This window comes from Burkholderia perseverans (genome assembly GCF_022870505.1).
Taxonomy (GTDB): Bacteria; Pseudomonadota; Gammaproteobacteria; order Burkholderiales; family Burkholderiaceae; genus Burkholderia; species Burkholderia plantarii.
In genome coordinates this window covers 69,052-87,823 of sequence record NZ_CP045094.1, presented here as the reverse complement: position 1 = coordinate 87,823, position 18,772 = coordinate 69,052, and the positions used below count along the sequence as shown (strand labels likewise).

General features: G+C 67.2%; 16 protein-coding genes. 1 reads left to right on the top strand and 15 read right to left on the bottom strand.

Annotated features, from left to right (window positions below; translation table 11 throughout):
* Positions 1 to 422: 422 nt before the first annotated feature.
* Together BpN12_RS14920 and hemE are read right to left on the bottom strand one after the other, a co-directional pair.
* Positions 423 to 2,675 (bottom strand): primosomal protein N', encoded by a 2,253-nt coding sequence (locus tag BpN12_RS14920; protein WP_246796359.1) that lies wholly within the window; start codon positions 2,673 to 2,675, stop codon positions 423 to 425.
* 463 nt (positions 2,676 to 3,138) lie between these two features.
* The gene (gene hemE / locus BpN12_RS14915) at positions 3,139 to 4,233 is read right to left on the bottom strand and encodes a uroporphyrinogen decarboxylase (RefSeq protein ID WP_246796358.1); all 1,095 of its coding nucleotides are present in this window, start codon (positions 4,231 to 4,233) and stop codon (positions 3,139 to 3,141) included.
* Between the two features lie 306 nt (positions 4,234 to 4,539).
* Here hemE and BpN12_RS14910 point away from each other — a divergent pair, with 306 nt between their 5' ends.
* Positions 4,540 to 5,334, top strand: coding sequence for a transporter substrate-binding domain-containing protein (locus tag BpN12_RS14910; RefSeq protein ID WP_246797912.1), 795 nt, complete (start codon positions 4,540 to 4,542; stop codon positions 5,332 to 5,334).
* 709 nt (positions 5,335 to 6,043) lie between these two features.
* Here the strand turns inward: BpN12_RS14910 and BpN12_RS14905 are convergent.
* From BpN12_RS14905 to BpN12_RS14845, 13 genes are all read right to left on the bottom strand, one after another.
* The gene (locus BpN12_RS14905; RefSeq protein ID WP_246797911.1) at positions 6,044 to 7,795 is read right to left on the bottom strand and encodes an AMP-binding protein; all 1,752 of its coding nucleotides are present in this window, start codon (positions 7,793 to 7,795) and stop codon (positions 6,044 to 6,046) included.
* A gap of 239 nt (positions 7,796 to 8,034) precedes the next feature.
* Positions 8,035 to 8,460, bottom strand: coding sequence for a F0F1 ATP synthase subunit epsilon (locus BpN12_RS14900; RefSeq protein WP_012734182.1), 426 nt, complete (start codon positions 8,458 to 8,460; stop codon positions 8,035 to 8,037).
* Between the two features lie 159 nt (positions 8,461 to 8,619).
* The gene (gene atpD / locus BpN12_RS14895; protein WP_198250656.1) at positions 8,620 to 10,014 is read right to left on the bottom strand and encodes a F0F1 ATP synthase subunit beta; all 1,395 of its coding nucleotides are present in this window, start codon (positions 10,012 to 10,014) and stop codon (positions 8,620 to 8,622) included.
* Between the two features lie 72 nt (positions 10,015 to 10,086).
* Entirely contained in the window at positions 10,087 to 10,965 is an 879-nt protein-coding gene (atpG, locus tag BpN12_RS14890; RefSeq protein WP_246796357.1) for a F0F1 ATP synthase subunit gamma, read from the bottom strand.
* 68 nt (positions 10,966 to 11,033) lie between these two features.
* Complete coding sequence (gene atpA, locus BpN12_RS14885; protein ID WP_042623490.1) at positions 11,034 to 12,575, bottom strand: F0F1 ATP synthase subunit alpha; 1,542 nt, start codon at positions 12,573 to 12,575, stop codon at positions 11,034 to 11,036.
* Positions 12,576 to 12,615: 40 nt separating this feature from the next.
* Complete coding sequence (locus tag BpN12_RS14880) at positions 12,616 to 13,155, bottom strand: F0F1 ATP synthase subunit delta (protein WP_246796356.1); 540 nt, start codon at positions 13,153 to 13,155, stop codon at positions 12,616 to 12,618.
* A 2-nt stretch (positions 13,156 to 13,157) separates the two neighbouring features.
* Complete coding sequence (locus tag BpN12_RS14875) at positions 13,158 to 13,628, bottom strand: F0F1 ATP synthase subunit B (protein ID WP_042623488.1); 471 nt, start codon at positions 13,626 to 13,628, stop codon at positions 13,158 to 13,160.
* Positions 13,629 to 13,761: 133 nt separating this feature from the next.
* On the bottom strand, positions 13,762 to 14,031 hold the full coding sequence (atpE, locus tag BpN12_RS14870) for a F0F1 ATP synthase subunit C (protein WP_013696170.1): 270 nt from the start codon (positions 14,029 to 14,031) through the stop codon (positions 13,762 to 13,764).
* Positions 14,032 to 14,106: 75 nt separating this feature from the next.
* Positions 14,107 to 14,958 carry a F0F1 ATP synthase subunit A gene (atpB, locus tag BpN12_RS14865; RefSeq protein ID WP_246796355.1) on the bottom strand — a complete coding sequence of 284 codons (852 nt, stop codon included), beginning with the start codon at positions 14,956 to 14,958 and terminating at the stop codon, positions 14,107 to 14,109.
* A 154-nt stretch (positions 14,959 to 15,112) separates the two neighbouring features.
* Positions 15,113 to 15,640 (bottom strand): ATP synthase subunit I, encoded by a 528-nt coding sequence (locus BpN12_RS14860; protein WP_246796354.1) that lies wholly within the window; start codon positions 15,638 to 15,640, stop codon positions 15,113 to 15,115.
* 269 nt (positions 15,641 to 15,909) lie between these two features.
* Positions 15,910 to 17,043, bottom strand: coding sequence for an SLC13 family permease (locus tag BpN12_RS14855; protein ID WP_246796353.1), 1,134 nt, complete (start codon positions 17,041 to 17,043; stop codon positions 15,910 to 15,912).
* A gap of 13 nt (positions 17,044 to 17,056) precedes the next feature.
* Positions 17,057 to 17,944, bottom strand: a complete 888-nt coding sequence (locus BpN12_RS14850; RefSeq protein WP_055137838.1) for a ParB/RepB/Spo0J family partition protein — start codon at positions 17,942 to 17,944, stop codon at positions 17,057 to 17,059.
* A gap of 37 nt (positions 17,945 to 17,981) precedes the next feature.
* Positions 17,982 to 18,752 carry a ParA family protein gene (locus BpN12_RS14845; RefSeq protein WP_246796352.1) on the bottom strand — a complete coding sequence of 257 codons (771 nt, stop codon included), beginning with the start codon at positions 18,750 to 18,752 and terminating at the stop codon, positions 17,982 to 17,984.
* Positions 18,753 to 18,772 lie beyond the last annotated feature (20 nt).

The window sequence follows — 18,772 nt, the reverse complement described above, 5'->3', positions numbered from 1 at the left end:
AGGTGCAACCGAATTGCACGTCCGGTTGCACCCTCACAAAATTCTTTGGAATCAATGCATTAGATCATCGCAACCGGGCCTCGCCAAGCATCCGGGCGATCGGTATTTTCCCTTAGACCACAATCGTGCCCGGATGCCCGCAACGGATGCACCGGAATGGTGAAGTGATGCCGGCGGCGCCGCGATGGCGCGCCGGCGCGCCACGCGCGGCAGGGGCGGGCAAATGGAAAACCGGCGGGAGGCAGGTGCGACAAGGCACGGCGGCGGTTTCGTCGTGCCGCGTCGAGGTTGCGCCGGCCGCCCGGAACCGGCCCCGCGGCCGGCCGGTGCGCCGCGGCATCGCCGCGGGCGCGGCCGGGTTGCACCACTTCGATGCATTCGCGCGAGCCGCGTCGCGACGCCCACCGGCATCGAACTGGCGCTCAAATATCGAGCGGATCGACTTCGACGCTCCAGCGCAACACGCCCTTCAGTTCGCGCAACAGCGGTTGCCACGCGGCGAGCACGCGCTGCAGCACCACGCGCGACGCGCTCTCGACCAGCAGCTGCGCGCGATGCACGTGCATCACCTTCACGATCGTCAGCGGCACCGCGTCGTAGACGGTCACGCGCTCGGCCCCGGGCAGCGTGGCGAGCGCGGCCGCGCCGGCCTGCAGGAACGCGATCGCGGCCTCCAGCGTGCGCCCCTCGGCGCGCAGCAGCGCCTGGTAGACGAACGGCGGCAGGTGCGCGTCGCGCCGCTCGGCCAGCGTCGAATTGGCGAAGCCGACGTAATCGTGGCGCGCCAGCGCGTGATAGAGCGCGTGGCGCGGATAGCGCGTCTGGATCAGCACGTCGCCGGCCAGCCCGGCGCGGCCGGCGCGCCCGCTCACCTGCATCAGCTGCGCGAACAGCCGCTCGGTGGCGCGAAAGTCGTGCGAGAACAGCGCGGTGTCGGCGTTCAGCACGCCAACCAGCGAGACGCGCCGGAAGTCGTGGCCCTTGGCGATCATCTGCGTACCGACCAGGATGTCGACCTCGCCCGCGTGGACATCGGAGAACAGCGCCTGCGCGCTGCCCTTGCGGCGCGTGCTGTCGGCGTCGATGCGCAGGATCCGCGCGCCGGGCACCGCCTCGGCGAGCGTTTCCTCGACGCGCTGGGTGCCGCGCCCGAGCGGCGCGAGATCGACGTTGCCGCACTCCGGGCAGGCATGCGGAATCCGCGATTCCCAGCCGCAATGGTGGCAGCGCAGCGCGCGCTCGGGCTTGTGCAGCACCACGTAGGCGCTGCAGCGCGGGCAGCCGGCCACCCAGCCGCAGGCGTCGCAGGCCAGTGCCGGCGCGTAGCCGCGGCGGTTCAGGAAGATCAGGCTCTGCTCGCCGCGTTCGAGCCGCCCCTTCAGCGCCGCCACCAGCGGCCCCGACAGCCCGCCGAGCGAGGCGCGCCCGCGCCGCCGTTCCTCCTCCAGGTCGACCAGCCGCACGCTCGGCAGCACCGCGTCGGCCACCGCGCGCCGCGACAGCGTGAGCCGCTGGTAGCGCCCCTGCTCGGCGAGCCACCAGCTTTCGAGCGACGGCGTGGCCGAGCCGAGCACCACCGGCACGTCGAGCTGCTTGGCGCGCCACACCGCGAGATCGCGCGCCGAGTAGCGCAGCCCTTCCTGCTGCTTGTAGGCGGGCTCGTGCTCCTCGTCCACCACGATCATCGCCAGCGACGGCAGCGAGGCCAGCACCGCGAGCCGCGTGCCGAGCACGATCCGCGCGCGGCCGGTGTGCGCGGCGAGCCAGTGCCGCGCGCGCTCGCCCTCGGCGAGCCCGCTGTGCAGCGTGACGATCGCGTCGCCGGGCATCACGGCCGCGAAGCGCGCGCGGAACGCGGCCTCGAACTGCGGCGTGAGGTTGATCTCGGGCACCAGCACCAGCGCCTGCGCGTCGGGCCGCGCGTCGAGCAGCGCCGCCAGCGCGCGCAGGTAGACCTCGGTCTTGCCGCTGCCCGTCACGCCGTGCAGCAGGAACGCCGCGAAGCCGCGCGCCGCGCTGATCGCGTCGAGCGCATCCTGCTGCTCGGCCGTCAGCGGCGGCGGCACAGCCGCGCCGACCCGGTTGTCCACCAGTTGTCCACCGGCTTCGGCGATCGAAATCTCGTCGCGCGCGGCCCAGCCGGCCTCGCACCAGGCGTCGAGCGTCACGCTCGCCTTCGGATGCAGCGCGCGTAATTCGGGCAGGCCGAGCGAGGGCGCCTCGACGAGCGCCTGCGCGAGCCGGCGCAGCGCCGCCGCGCGCGCCGGTAGCGCGTCGGGCAGCGCCTCGCGGCCGGCCGGCAGCAGTCGATAACGGAGTTCGGGTGCCAGCAGCCGGCCCCAGCGCGACGCGTCGCGCAGCGCCTGCGGCAGCGCCGGCAGCGCGACCTCGCCGCGCCCGCGCTGGTAGTAGTCGGCCGCGAACGCGATCAGTTCAAGCCAGGCGTCGGACAGCGGCGGCAGTTCGGAGCAAACCTCGGTCACCTCGCGCAGGCGGTTCGCGGGGACCTCGGTGTGAGTGGCAACTTCGCAGATCAGCCCGACGGCGAGCCGTTTTCCGAACGGCACCTGCACCAGCATGCCGCGTTCGGGCGGCGTCGCCGCGCGATAGCGGTAGTCGAACAGCGTCGCCAGCGGATGATCGAGCGCGACGCGGACGAAGCGGTCCCCGCTCATCGCCCGTGCGCCGCGCCGACGCGCGCGATCGATGGCCGGCGCACGGCCGGCGCCGTGAAGTTAAAGTAAAACATCACTTTCGCCGCTAAGTTTCGGATTCTCATTAAGAATCGGGGAACGCCGGTTCCGCCTGTGGATAACTTTGTTGAGAACTCGCGCTTGACAGGCCGGGAACGGTGTTCCCATCTGCGCTTCGCTGCATTTTGATACGTTCTGGCACCGATCGCGGAGCCTTATCCAGCAAGGCTGCTATCCGTTTTCCGACGCAATAGCGTGAGCAGTTTGTTGATGTGGCGCTCTACCGCGCCGCAACGTGCAAAATGTGCATAAGTCAAGTCTTGACAAGCCGGGAAGTGCCAATCGGCGGGCGGTGACGCCCCCGATGGCGGCTCGCCGGCCTCCCGGCCCGCGGCGCGCGCCGGCCGTCGCCGCTGCAATGCAGCATCGCGCCGACAGTGACCGCTCAGCCCAGCGCGCCGGCGCGCAGCGTCCTGCTGTGGCGATGCACCTCGTCGACGAGTTCCGCGACGTGCTCGGGCGGCGTGAACTGCGAGATCCCGTGGCCGAGGTTGAACACATGGCCCGGGTGGTTGCCGTAGCTGTCGAGCACCGCGCGCGCTTCCATGCGGATCGTCGCCGGCGGCGCGAACAGGATCGACGGATCGATGTTCCCCTGCAGCGCCACGCTGCCGCCCACACGCTCGCGTGCGCGGCCGAGGTTGACGGTCCAGTCGAGGCCGACCGCGTCCACGCCGCTGCCGGCGATTTCTTCCAGCCAGAGCCCGCCGCCCTTGGTGAAGGTGATCACCGGCACGCGCTCGCCGTCGTGCTCGCGCTCGAGCTGCGCGACGACGCGGCGGATCGGGTCGAGCGAGAGCCGCTGGTAGGCGCCGTCGGCCAGCGCGCCGCCCCAGGTGTCGAAGATCATCACGGCCTGTGCGCCCGCTTCGATCTGCGCGTTGAGGTAGGCGGCCACCGCGTCGACGTTCACGTCGAGGATGCGCTGCATCAGGTCGGGCCGCGCGTAGGCCATCGACTTCACGGTGCGGAAATCGTCGGAGCCGCCGCCTTCCACCATGTAGCAGGCGAGCGTCCACGGGCTGCCCGAGAAGCCGATCAACGGCACGCGCTGGCGACCCTGCGCGTCGGTCAGCGCGCGGCGGATCTCGCGCACCGCGTCGATCACGTAGCCGAGCGTCGCGCCGATGTCGGGCACCGCGAGCCGCGCGACGTCGGCCTCGGTGCGCACCGGATGCGCGAACTTCGGCCCCTCGCCGGCCTGGAACTCGAGGCCGAGCCCCATCGCGTCGGGGATCGTCAGGATGTCGGAGAACAGGATCGCCGCGTCGAGCGGATAGCGTTCGAGCGGCTGCAGCGTCACTTCCGTCGCATAGGCCGGGTTCTTCGCGAGCCTGAGGAAGCTGCCGGCGCGCGAGCGCGTGGCGTTGTACTCCGGCAGATAACGGCCCGCCTGGCGCATCAGCCAGATCGGCGTGTAGTCGGTCGGCTGGCGCAGCAGCGCGCGCAGGAAGGTGTCGTTGAGCAGGTTATGAGCCACGATGGGGAGCGACGGAGCGTGAGCAAACGGGCATTCTACCGGAGCCGCCGCCCGGAACCGCGAGCGCGCGTCGCGCCGGGCGGCCCCGCCATGCCCGCGCGCCGCTATCATCACGGGCCGGCGGCCTCGCCTGCCGCCCTGATCCCGACATCCATCGAACCGGCCGGCGCGGCCGGTCCTCCGGAGACCTCGATGCCGTCCGCCCGCTTCCAACGCCTCGTCCACCACGCGCGTCATGCGCGCCGCCTGCATCGCCCGGCTCGGGCGCCGCGCCCGTTCCTCGCGGCGCCGGCCGCCGCGCTCGTGCTGGCTGGCGCCGCAGTCTTCGGCTCGCCATCGGCACCGGCACTGGCCGCGGACGCGACCGAAGCCACCCGCACCACCGGCGCCGCCGCGCCTGCCTCGCGGCTCGACGCGGTGCTGGCGCGCGGCACGCTGCGCGTCTGCACCACCGGCGACTATCGCCCCTACTCCTACTACCGGCCCGACGGCCACTTCGAGGGCATCGACATCGACCTGGCCGAGTCGCTCGCGCGCTCGCTCGGCGTGCAGGCCGAGTTCGTCAAGACCAGCTGGCGCGCGCTGACCGACGACTTCATCGCGAAGTGCGACGTCGCGGTCGGCGGCATCTCGACCACGCTCGACCGCCAGAAGCGTGCGTTCTTCACGCGGCCGACCCTGCAGGACGGCAAGACGCCGATCGTGCGGTGCGCCGACGTCGACCGCTATCGCACCGTCGCGCAGATCGACCAGCCCTCGACGCGCGTGATCGTGAACCCGGGCGGCACCAACGAGCGCTTCGCGCGGCAATTCCTGTCGCATGCGAACCTCACGGTCCATCCCGACAACGTGACGATCTTCCGGCAGATCCTCGACGGCCACGCGGACGTGATGGTGACCGACGCGTCCGAAACTCTGTGGCAGCAGAAGCTCAACCCGGGGCTCTGCTCGGTCCATCCCGACCAGCCGTTCCAGTTCGGCGAGAAGGCCTACATGCTGCCGCGCGGCGACGTGGTGTTCCAGCAGTACGTCGATCAGTGGCTGCATCTCGCGCGCGAAACCGGCGAATTTCAGTCCATTACGGACAAGTGGCTGAAATGAGCCGCGGCAGCCCCGCGCGGCGGCGTCCGGCGGCCTGGCAAACCGCGACCGGGCGGCGCCCCGCGGCACGCCGTTGCTTGACCGCGCCGCGGCCGCCGGCCGGCAAATTCGGCGGCCCGTCGCCGGCCGAACCCTCACCATTGCGATCGAATTGGTCCGACCGCCCGACCACGCCGTCGCGCGATTACCCGCCGGCGCATCCTTAATCACGTCATCACTTAATTCAATTGTTTCGATCCGACAAATGATGCAATATCGAAACGCATGAAATCATAACTTTCGTCAAATAAGGCGCATCGCACGAGAGGGCATAATCGAACACAAAAAGCGGTCAGGAAAATACGGTAAAAATGACGCCCGGAGCCCCCCGCCAGAGGGGTAAAAAATCCCGCGGAGCCTTATCTGGCGGGCGTTACAACCTGATACACTTTGTTACCGCGCTACTTTCGCAATTCGCCCACAATGGCTCTCACGGTTTCAACACGGATGTGGTCTTTCCAGTGCGGCGTGTGAGCGGATGCGGTGCACTTTGAATAGTCCGTCGGCCTTGCGCCGAATCCCTTATCAGGGGCATCCCTGTTGGAATCGTGATCGGCCCACGCCGATTGCGTTCCACCTTTGGTCTCCTCGCGCTAACCCCGTAGCGTGTGGTTTTTAGCGGGCTCTTAAGCCCGCTTTTTTTCGTCCGCAGAAAACGCAACCGGCATTTTCAGGCCGTTTTCTGCACCGCCAGCCCGAGTTCGTCGATCATCGCCTCGCGCATCACGAACTTCTGCACCTTGCCCGTCACGGTCATCGGCAGCGCCTCCACGAAGCGCACGTAGCGCGGCACCTTGTAGTGCGCGATCTGCCCGCGGCAGAACTCGCGCAGACCCTCCGCGTCGAGCGTCTCGCCGGCGCGCAGCACCACCCACGCGCACACCTCCTCGCCGTATTTCGCATCGGGCACGCCGAACACCTGCGCGCTCTGGATCTTCGGATGGCGGAACAGGAATTCCTCGATCTCGCGCGGATAGATGTTCTCGCCGCCGCGAATCAGCATGTCCTTCAGGCGCCCGACGATATTGCAGAAGCCCTGCTCGTCGAACGTGGCGAGGTCGCCCGTATGCATCCAGCCGTCGACGATCGCCGCGCGCGTGAGCGCGTCGCCGCCGTCTCCCGCGCCGTCGCACCAGTAGCCCGACATCACCGAATAGCCGCGCGTGCAGAGTTCGCCCGTCTCGCCCACCGGCACGATCGCGCCCGCCGCGTCGATGATCTTCGCCTCGAGATGCGGCTGGATCCGGCCCACCGTGGTGGTGCGCTTCTCGAGCGAGTCGGTGGTGGTGCTCTGGAACGAGACCGGGCTCGTCTCCGTCATGCCATAGGCGATCGTGACCTCGGTCATGTGCATCTCGGCCACCACGCGCTTCATGGTCTCGATCGGGCACGGCGAGCCGGCCATGATGCCGGTGCGCAGCGTAGACAGGTCGAAGCGGCCGAACTCGGGATGGTCGAGCTCGGCGATGAACATGGTCGGCACGCCGTGCAGCGCGGTGCAGCGTTCGGCCTGCACGGCCTCGAGCGTCGCGAGCGGATCGAACGCGGCGCCCGGGAACACCATCTTCGCGCCCACCGACACGCAGGCCAGCGCCGCCAGCACCATCCCGAAGCAGTGATAGAGCGGCACCGGAATGCAGAGCCCGTCCTGCTCGGTCAGATGCATCACGTGGGCGATCGCGATCGCGTTGTTGACGATGTTGCGATGGGTGAGCGTGGCACCCTTCGGGCTGCCGGTGGTGCCGCTCGTGAACTGGATGTTGATCGGATCGGTCTGCGCGAGCCCGGCGCCGAGCACGTCGAGCGCCGCCCGCGTGCGCTGCGCGCGGCCCTGCGCCAGCACCTCGTCGAAGCGGAACATGCCGGCCGGCGCCTGCGCGCTCATCGACACGATCGCGCGCAACGACGGCACCCGCGCGCAGCGCAGCGCGCCCGGCGTCTGGCTGTCCAGCTCGGGCAGCAGCGTGCGCAGCATCTGCGTGTATTGCGAGGACTTGAACGACTCGGCCGCGATCAGCACCTTGCAGCCGACCTGGTTCAGCGCGTAGTCGAGCTCGGCGAGCCGGTAGGCGGGATTGATGTTGACGAGGATCGCGCCGATCCGCGCGGTGGCGAACTGCGTGAGCAGCCATTCGACGCGGTTCGGCGCCCAGATCCCGACGCGCTCGCCCGGCGCGATGCCGAGCGCGACCAGCGCGGCGGCCAGCGCATCGACCTCGTCGCCGAACTCGCGCCAGCTCCAGCGCACGCCCTGCTCGCGGAACACCACGGCCGGGCGGTCGGGAAAGCGTGCGATCGTGTCGGCCAGGAACGCGCCGACGGTCGCGTGGCTGAGCGGCACGTCGGTCGCGCCGCGCACATACGAGAGGCCGTCGCGCGGCGCGGTCCGCGCGCCGTCGGCACTGTCCGTCCCCTCGTCCATCGTCGCCGTCGTTGCCGCCGCCATCGTCGCCATGCCGTCTCCACGCGCGCAGGATCAGCGGCCCATTCTGCACCGGCCGCCCCGCGCCCGACATCGGGGTTAGCGCGGGCAGGACGATGCGCGACAAGCTTCGCGGCGCGGCCGGGATGTGCGCGGAGATCGGCACCGGGATGCACGGGCGAAAAAAAAGCAGCCCGAAGGCTGCTTCTTCCTGCCGGCGCGCGGAGCACCGGCGTGCGTCAGTTCTTGCTGCGGATCTTCGCGAGACGCTGGATCGCCTCGAGCTGCGCCATCGCGGTCGCGAGTTCCGACTGCGCCTTGGCGAGATCGATGTCCGACTTCGCGTTCTGCAGCGTTTCCTCGGCGCGACGCTTCGCTTCCTCGGCCTTGGCGGCGTCGAGGTCGCGGCCGCGGATCGCGGTGTCGGCGAGCACGGTGACCGCGCCCGGCTGCACTTCGAGAATGCCGCCGGCGACGAACACGAACTCGTCGGCGCCGGCTTCGGACTCGATGCGCACCGCGCCCGGACGAATCCGGGTAATGAGCGGCGTGTGGCCGGGCAGAATGCCCAGCTCACCCGATTCGCCCGGCAGCGCGACGAACTTCGCCTGGCCCGAGAAGATTTCCTCTTCCGCGCTGACGACGTCTACTTTGATGGTTGCCATATCGACTCCTGTCGACGAAGCGCGGCGCCTGAGCGTCTCGCCCCGTCCCATGCACGGCGGGTTGAGCGTGTTGCGTGTCGCGCGGGCGGCGCCGGGATCGACCGCGCGCCTGTCGCGATCCGCCCCGACGCCTGCCCGCGCAAGCGACTCACTTCACCCTTACTGGATCTTCTTGGCCTTCTCGAAGGCTTCGTCGATCGTGCCGACCATGTAGAACGCCTGTTCCGGCAGGTGATCACACTCGCCGCCGACGATCATCTTGAAGCCGCGGATGGTTTCCTTCAGCGGCACGTACTTGCCCGGCGCGCCCGTGAACACTTCCGCGACGTGGAACGGCTGCGACAGGAAACGCTGGATCTTCCGGGCGCGAGCGACCGTCAGCTTGTCTTCCGGCGACAGTTCGTCCATGCCCAGAATCGCGATGATGTCGCGCAGTTCCTTGTAGCGCTGCAGCGTCTGCTGCACGCCGCGCGTGATCGTGTAGTGCTCTTCGCCGATCACGTTCGGGTCGATCTGGCGCGAGGTCGAGTCGAGCGGATCGACGGCCGGGTAGATACCCAGCGAGGCGATGTCACGCGACAGCACGACGGTGGCGTCCAGGTGGCCGAAGGTGGTGGCCGGCGACGGGTCGGTCAAGTCATCCGCAGGAACGTACACGGCCTGCACGGACGTGATCGAGCCGGTCTTGGTCGACGTGATGCGCTCCTGCAGCTTGCCCATTTCCTCGGCCAGCGTCGGCTGATAACCCACCGCCGACGGCATCCGGCCCAGCAGTGCCGACACTTCGGTACCGGCCAGCGTGAAACGGTAGATGTTGTCGACGAAGAACAGCACGTCGAGGCCTTCGTCACGGAAGTGCTCGGCCATCGTCAGACCGGTCAGCGCGACGCGCAGACGGTTGCCCGGCGGCTCGTTCATCTGACCGTACACGAGCGCGACCTTGTCGAGCACGTTCGAGTCCTTCATTTCGTGGTAGAAGTCGTTCCCTTCACGGGTTCGCTCGCCCACGCCCGCGAACACGGAGTAGCCGCCGTGCTCCTTCGCGATGTTGTTGATCAGCTCCATCATGTTGACGGTCTTGCCGACGCCGGCGCCGCCGAACAGGCCGACCTTGCCGCCCTTTGCGAACGGGCAGACCAGGTCGATCACCTTGATGCCCGTTTCGAGCAGCTCGGTCGACGGCGACAGCTCGTCGAACGCCGGCGCCTTCTGGTGGATCGAGCGCTGATGTTCGCTCTCGATCGGACCGGCTTCGTCGATCGGACGGCCGAGCACGTCCATGATGCGGCCGAGGGTCGGCTTGCCGACCGGCACCGAGATCGGCTTGCCGGTGTTCTTCACCAGCACGCCGCGGCGCAGGCCGTCGGAGGCGCCCAGACAGATGGTGCGGACGATGCCGTCACCAAGCTGCTGCTGGACTTCGAGCGTCAGCTCCGAACCTTCCAGCGTCAGCGCGTCGTAGATCTTCGGCATGCCGTCACGCGGGAATTCCACGTCGATAACGGCGCCGATGCACTGTACGATCTTGCCTTCTACCAAAGCAGTAGTACTCATCGCTTTTCCTTTCAATACCTGATTCTTGACTCGCGCAAGGGCGCAGTTTCGAGGCAACGGTCGCGCGGCGGCTTACACCGCGGCGGCACCGCCGACGATCTCCGACAGCTCCTTCGTGATCGCGGCCTGCCGGCTCTTGTTGTACGACAGCTGAAGCTCGCTGATCACGGTCTTCGCATTGTCGGACGCAGCCTTCATCGCGACCATTCGCGCCGATTGCTCGGACGCCATGTTTTCCGCCACGGCCTGATAGACGAGCGCCTCGACGTAGCGCACCAGCAGCTCGTCGACCACCGCCTGCGCATCCGGCTCGTAGATGTAGTCCCACGAGGTCGAGGGCGTGCCGTCCGCGCCGTTCTCGAAGTGATCGGCCGCGAGCGGCAGCAGCTGCTCGATCACCGCTTCCTGCTTCATCGTGTTGATGAAGCGCGTGTAGGCGATGTACACGGCGGACAGCTTGCCTTCCGAGTACAGGTCGAGCTGGACCTTCACGGCGCCGATCAGCTTGTCGAGGTGCGGCGTGTCGCCGAGCTGGACGACCTGCGAGATCACCTTGCCGCCGAAGCGGTTCAGGAAGCCGAGGCCCTTGCCGCCGATCGCGGTGGCTTCGAACTTCTGGCCCTGCTTCTCGAGTTCCTTCAGCTTGTTCACCGTCGCGCGCAGCACGTTGGTGTTCAGGCCGCCGCACAGACCCTTGTCGGTCGTCACGAGGATCAGGCCCGCCGTCTTCGCCTTGTCGTTCGCCACCATGAACGGGTGGCGGTACTCGGGGTTCGCGCGGCTCATGTGCGCGGCGATCGCGCGGACCTTGTCGGCATACGGACGGGCTGCGCGCATGCGTTCCTGCGCGCGGCGCATCTTCGATGCCGCGACCATCTCCATCGCCTTGGTGATCTTGCGCGTGTTCTGCACGCTCTTGATCTTGCCGCGAATTTCCTTCATTCCAGCCATTGCTTGCTCCTTGACCGAAGCGGCACGGCGCTACGCGCGCCGCACCGCTTCAGGGTGTCCCTCGCGGATCAATAGGCGCCCGACTTCTTGAAGGACTTCAGCGCTTCGTGCAGCGCGCCGTCGTCTTCCTTCGACAAAGCCTTGGTGTCTTCGATACGCTTGATGAGCTCGGCGTGGCTGGCCTTCAGGTACTCGCGCAGGCCCTTCTCGAATGCGAGGACGTCCTTGACGTCGACGTCGTCGAGATAGCCGTTGTTCGCCGAGAACAGCGCGACGGCGAGTTCCCACACCTGCAGCGGCTGGTACTGCGGCTGCTTCAGCAGTTCCGTCACGCGGCGGCCGCGTTCGAGCTGCTTGCGCGTCGCGGCGTCGAGGTCCGAGGCGAACTGGGCGAACGCGGCGAGCTCGCGGTACTGCGCGAGGTCGGTACGGATGCCGCCCGAGAGCTTCTTGACGACGTTGGTCTGCGCGGCGCCACCGACTCGCGACACCGACACGCCGGCGTTGATCGCCGGACGGATGCCCGCGTTGAACAGGTCGGTTTCCAGGAAGATCTGGCCGTCGGTGATCGAGATCACGTTGGTCGGCACGAAGGCCGTGACGTCGCCGGCCTGCGTTTCGATGATCGGCAGCGCCGTCAGCGAACCCGTCTTGCCCTTGACTTCGCCGTTCGTGAACTTCTCGACGTACTCGGCCGACACGCGCGCGGCGCGCTCGAGCAGACGCGAGTGCAGATAGAACACGTCACCCGGATACGCCTCGCGGCCCGGCGGGCGGCGCAGCAGCAGCGAGATCTGGCGGTAGGCCCAGGCCTGCTTGGTCAGATCGTCATAGATGATCAGCGCGTCCTGGCCGCGATCGCGGAAGTATTCGCCCATCGAGCAGCCCGCATACGGCGCGAGGTACTGCATCGCGGCCGAATCCGAGGCCGAGGCCGACACGACGATGGTGTATTCCATCGCGCCGGTTTCCTCGAGCTTGCGCACCACGTTCATGATCGACGAAGCCTTCTGGCCGATCGCGACGTAGATGCAGATGAGGTCCTTGCCCTTCTGATTGATGATCGTGTCGAGCGCGACGGCGGTCTTGCCCGTCTGGCGGTCGCCGATGATCAGCTCGCGCTGGCCGCGGCCGATCGGCACCATCGCGTCGATCGACTTGACGCCCGTCTGCACCGGCTGCGACACGCCATGACGCCAGATCACGCCCGGGGCGATCTTCTCGATCGCGTCGGTCGCCTTCGCGTTCACGGGGCCCTTGCCGTCGATCGGGTTGCCGAGCGCATCGACCACGCGGCCGATCAGTTCCGGACCGACCGGCACTTCGAGAATGCGGCCCGTCGTCTTGACGATGTCGCCTTCCGAGATGTGGCCGTAGTCGCCGAGAATCACGGCGCCGACCGAGTCGCGCTCGAGGTTCAGCGCGAGGCCGAACGTGTTGCCCGGAAATTCGAGCATTTCGCCCTGCATCACGTCCGACAGGCCGTGGATGCGCACGATGCCGTCCGTCACGGAGATCACGGTGCCCTGGTTGCGAACGTCCGCGCTCGCTTCAAGGCCCTGGATCCGGCTCTTGATCAGCTCGCTGATCTCAGAGGGATTGAGTTGCATATTCGCTCCTGATGTTCAATTCTGTTGCCGGCAGCGGCGCTCAGGCCGTCAAGGCAGCCTGCATGCTGGCCAGCCGCGCGCGCACCGAGGTATCGAGCACTTCGTCGCCGACCGTCACGCGCACGCCGCCGATCAGCGACGCGTCGATCTCGACGGCGGCCTTCAGCTTGCGCCCGAACTTGCGTTCGAGACCCGCGACGAGCTCGGCGAGCTGCGCGCCCTCGAGCGGGAACGCGCTGACGATCTGCACGTCGGCGGCGCCTTCGCGCGCGTTCTTCAGTTCGTCGAATTGCACGGCGATTTCCGGCAGCAGCACGATGCGGTGATTGTCGACCAGCATCCGCACGAAGTTCTTCGCTTCCGCGCTGTCCGCCAGCGGCAACTTCACCGCGGCGAGCAGCAGCTCGACGATCTGCTCGCGGGCCACCTTCGGGCTCGACGCGACAGACTTCACTTCGGGCAGTTGCGCAACCTGGGCCAGCGCCTCGACGAGCGTGGACCAGGCGGCGACGTCACCAGCCTCGGCCACGCGGAACAGCGCTTCTGCGTAAGGGCGGGCGATGGTTGCAAATTCGGCCATGATCAGAGCTCGGCTTTCAGTTGATTCAGCAGTTCGGCATGGGCCGTCTGGTCGACTTCGCGCTTCAGGATCTGTTCGGCGCCCTTGACGGCGAGCGTGGCGACGTCGGCACGCAGCGCTTCACGGGCCTTCACGACTTGCTGTTCGGCGTCGGCCTTGGCTTGCGCGATGATGCGGGCCGCTTCGGCCTGCGCGTTCGCCTTGATTTCTTCCGCCACGGCGAGCGCGCGCTTTTCAGCGTCGGCGATACGTTGCTGGCCGTCGGTGCGGGCTTGCGCGAGTTCCTGGTCGGCGCGCTGGTGCGCGGCCTCGAGTTCCGCCTTGCCCTTTTCCGCTGCGGCCAGGCCGTCGGCGATCTTCTTCGCGCGCTCGTCGAGTGCATTGATCAGCGGCGGCCACACGAACTTCATCGTGAACCACGCGAGGATCAGGAACACGACCAGCTGCGCAAACAGGGTTGCGTTGAGATTCACGGTGTTTCCTTAGTCTGCTATTCCGGGAAAATGAAACGGTAAGGCGCTCATCGATTGCAGCCGATCAGCGCCCGGTCTCCGTTCCGCCCTGCGCCCCTCACCTTCGGTGCGGGCGCAACATTTCCGGGGAACCTTAGCCTGCGAGCTTCGACAGGAGCGGGTTCGCGAACGCGAACAGCATCGCCACGCCCACGCCGATCAGGAATGCAGCGTCGATCAGGCCGGCCAGCAGGAACATCTTCGTTTGCAGGGGGTTGATCAGTTCAGGCTGACGTGCGCAGGCTTCGATGTACTTGCCGCCCATCAGGCCGATACCGATACAGGCGCCGACGGCACCCAGGCCGATGATGATGCCGATACCGATGGCGGTCAGACCCTGGATGTTGGCGATGAAAGCTTGCATGATCACTCCTATGTGAAAAGACTGGGAACTAGAGATTTAAAAAACGAAAAACGAAGACTCGTGGGTCCGGCGCGCTCAGTGCTTCTCGTGCGCCTGACCGAGATACACCAGCGTCAGCATCATGAAGATGAACGCCTGCAACAGCACAATCAGGATGTGGAAGATTGCCCAGATGCTGCCCGCGATCACGTGACCGACGAAGCCGAGCACCGTCGCGTCGCCGCCGAAGCTCCACATGCTGCCGAGCAGGGCGATCAGCAGGAACACCAGTTCACCGGCGTACATGTTGCCGAACAGCCGCATGCCGAGCGACACCGTCTTGGCGACGTACTCGACGATGTTCAGCGCGAGGTTCGGAATCCACAGCAGCGGATGCGCGCCGAACGGCGCCGACAGCAGCTCATGCACGAAGCCGCCCGGGCCCTTGATCTTGATGCTGTAGTAGATCATCAGCACGAACACGCCGAGCGCGATGCCGAGCGTGCCGTTCAGGTCGGCGGTGGGGACGATGCGGTGATGCGGGATCACGCCCGACAGTCCGATCAGGTCGATCACGCGGCCCGGCAGATCCACCGGCAGGAAGTCGAGGGAGTTCATCAGCAGCACCCAGACGAACACGGTCAGGGCGAGCGGCGCGATGAAGGTGCGATTGCCGTGGACCACGGCCTTCGATTGATCCTCGACCATCTCGACGACCATCTCGATCAGGCACTGGAAGCGGCCGGGCACGCCCGGCGTGGCCTTGCGAGCGGCCAGGCGCAGCACCAGGATGGTGACGAGGCCACAGACGATCGACCAGAACAGCGTATCGAGATTCCACACATGGAAGTCGACGATCGACGTCTGATGCGAGGAGGTGAAGTTCTGCAAGTGGTGCGCAATGTACTCGGACGGATCCAGAGCGTGCGTGCCTTCGCTAGCTGCCATAGTCGTTAATGCCACCCAAATTGTCGAAAATCGTTGTTTTACGCATTGCCGCAACAAATTGTTGCGGGAACACGCGAGCGCAACCTCGGGTCGAACTGCGATACTGACGCCCATGTCAATTCGGAATTCGACAGCCGTTTTGCTGCAGTATGCTTTACCGCCAGGCCAGAGCGAGCCAGTAGGTTTTCAGCGCGACGAGGTAGGTGGCCAGCAACGGCACCCAATGCACATCCGGAAACCGGAGCGCCACCGCGGTGAACATCGCGATCGTCACGCCCAGCTTCAGCGCCTCGCCGAACATCCAGCCCATCACGGTGTTCGCACCGCCGAATCTCAGTCTCGCCGCAAACACCGCACTCGGTACCCAGCCGATCGCTCCGCCCATGAACGCGGATTGCGCAGCGGCGCCCGGCGACTTCGAAAACAGCCACCACGCCAGCGTTGCAACCAGGGACAAGGCCACTTGCGCGATCACCACCCGAAACGGGGTGACGCGAGATGGCCGACTCACCTCGGGACCGAACAGCGCCTGCGCCTCGGCCCGCGTGAGCGGAACGATAAGGTTATCCTGCTGCGCGGCATCCCAGCCGTCATCCGCCGCCGGGGAGCCGTGCCGCTGCGCGGCAGCGACCTGCTGCGCATGGTGATCGTCGTGCCTGTCTTTCGGCGCTTGACCCGCCATCGCAATCTTCCGCAAATTCGCCTTTCTTCCCGTCAGCTTTCCATAAGCTTTCAGGGCTGCCGTGCTAACAAATCCGAGCGATTGTAAGCGATACCCGCAGGCGATTCAAGGTTTTGCACGAGACAAAAACACGACGGAAACGACGTCCGAGTAGAACAAAATCGCGTGAATTTTCGACGGCAGACAACAGTTGTAAGGTCTGTTTCCGTCCCGCCTTTCAAACGCGTTTCGATCCGGCTCGCGCGGGCGCCGGCACGACCCGAAGCCCGCTAGAACCAGCGCAGCCAGGCGGCGCCCGCCGCGAACGCGGCGAGGCCGAACGGCACGCTGACGAGGTGGAACGGCAGCCAGATGCCGGGCGTCTTCGCGAGCCGCACCGCGATCAGGTTCGCGAGCGAGCCGATCGCGAAGCCGAAGCCGCCGACGCTCACGCCGAACGCGAGCGCGCGCCAGTCGCCGCTGAACTCCGAGAGCAGGATCGCCGCCGGCACGTTGCTGATGCCCTGCGACAGCACCGCGCCCGCCGTGTAGAGGCGCAGCGGCGCGTCCAGGCCGAGCCTCGCAAGCGTGCCGTGGACCACGGGCAGCGCCGCCGCGCCGCGCAGCACCACGAACATCAGCACGAAGATCAGCAGCAGCAGCCAGTCGATGCGCAGCACCGCCTCGCGCCGGAGCACGCCGAGCATCACGGCGACCACGATCACGCCCGGCACCGCGTAGTGCGCGTCGGCCGCCGCCACGAAACCGGCGAACAGCAGCGCGGCCGCGATCGCGAGCGGCCGGCGCACCGGATGCGGCTCGCGATCGCCGGAAAAATCGAGGGGTTTTGAACGGAACCAGCAAGCTGCCAGCAAGAGCAGCATCGCCATCGTCATCAGCGCGAGCGGGCCGAGCTCGAGGATGAAGCGACCAAATGACGCACCACTGCGCTGCCAGAGAAACAGGTTCTGCGGATTGCCGAGCGGCGTCGCGATCGAACCGGCGTTGACCGCGATCGCGAGGCAGATCACGAGCCGCTTGAACGGCAGCGGCGCGAGCTTCTGCAGCGAGACGACGAGCGGCACCGCGACGAACAGCGCCACGTCGTTGGTGAGCCAGGTGGCGAGCACGGCGGCGAACACGATCAGCAGCATCGCGAGCGAGCGCTCGGTGCGCACGTGCTGGACGATCCGGTGCGCGAGCCACATCAGGAAGCCCGACATCTCGAGCGCCTTCGTCACCATCAACAGGCCGGCCAGCGTCGCCACCGTCTGCCAATCGACGAGCCGCGCGAGCGCAGCCACCGGCTGCGGCCGCGCGACCTGCAGCGCGACCAGCGCGACCACGAGGATCGACAGCACCGGCTCGCTCGCGACGAACGCAAGCCACCGCCGGGGGGCGCTCCTCCCGCTCAGTTCCGCCATGGTTGCCCTCGCCTCAGGCTGCGACGTTGCCGCGCAACCGCACGAGAATACCCTCGAGCGCGTCGAGGTCGCCGAAGTCGATCGTCAGCTGCCCTCGCCCGCGGCGGCCCAGCTTGATCTTCACGTTCGAGGCGAGCATGTCGGACAGTTCCTCTTCCAGGCGCCGCGTATCGCGGCCGCCGTCGTCCTTCGACTTCGCCTTCAGCGCCGGCGCTTCCTTGGTGGTCTGCGCGACCAGCTTCTCGGTCTCGCGCACCGACAGCCGCTTGTTGACGACCTGATGCGCGAGCGTGATCTGCGTCGCCGCATCCACGGCGAGCAGCGCGCGTGCGTGGCCCATGTCGAGATCGCCGGCCAGCAGCATGGTCTGCACCGGCGCGGCCAGATTCAGCAGGCGCAGCAGGTTCGAGACCGCGCTGCGCGAGCGGCCGACCGACTCGGCGGCCTGCTCGTGCGTGAAGTTGAACTCGTCGAGCAGGCGCTGGATGCCGTGCGCCTCTTCGAGCGGATTTAGGTCCTCGCGCTGGATGTTCTCGATCAGCGCCATCGCCGCGGCGGCCTGGTCCGTCACCTGCCTGACGAGCACCGGCACCTCGGTCAGCCCGGCCAGCCGCGCGGCCCGGAAGCGCCGCTCGCCGGCGATGATCTCGAACCGGTCGGCACCGACCGGCCGCACCAGGATCGGCTGCATCACGCCCTGTGCGCGAATGCTCGCGGCCAGTTCCTGCAGTGCGCCCTCGTCCATCCGCGTGCGCGGCTGGTACTTGCCGGCCTGCAGCCGGTCGAGCGCGAGCGTGTTCGGCGCACCCTCGATCTTCACCGCCTCGGTGATGTCGGCGCTGCCGCCGAGCAAGGCTTCGAGCCCGCGCCCCAGCCCCTTCTTCTTCGCTACCGCATTCATCGCATTCCCTCGTTCGCTAGCCCGGAACCCACGGCGCTCACAGCGCGCGCACCCGCTCGATCATCTCCGCGCCGAACTGCAGGTAGGCCTGCGCGCCGCGCGAGGCGCGATCGAACACCACGCCCGGCAGCCCGTAGCTCGGCGCTTCGGCCAGACGCACGTTGCGCGGGATCACCGCATCGAACACCTTGTCGCCGAAGTGCGCCTTCAACTGGTCCGACACCTGCTGCTGCAGCGTGATGCGCGGATCGAACATCACGCGCAGCAGGCCGATCACCTTCAGCTCGCGGTTCAGGTTCGCGTGGATCTGCTTGATGGTGTTGACCAGATCGGACAGCCCCTCCAGCGCGAAATACTCGCATTGCATCGGGATCACCACGCCGTGCGCCGCACACAGGCCGTTCAGCGTCAGCAGCGACAGCGCCGGCGGGCAATCGATCAGCACGAAGTCGTATTGGTCGGCGATCTTGTCGATCGCGGCCTTCAGCTGGCGCTCGCGATTCTCTACCTCGACCAGTTCGATCTCGGCACCCGCGAGTTCGCGGTTGGCCGGCAGCACGTCGTAGGCGAGCGCCTCGGGACGCACGCGCGCCTGCTCGATATCGACGCCATCGACGAGCACTTCGTAGACGGTCGATTCGCAGGCTGCCTTGTCGATGCCGCTGCCCATCGTGGCATTGCCCTGCGGGTCCAGATCGATCAGCAACACGCGCTGCGCCTGGGCAGCGAGGCTCGCGGCGAGATTGACCGTCGTCGTCGTCTTGCCGACGCCCCCCTTCTGGTTGGCCACGCAGAAGATTTTTGCCATCGTTGGTTTGTCCCTCTTTC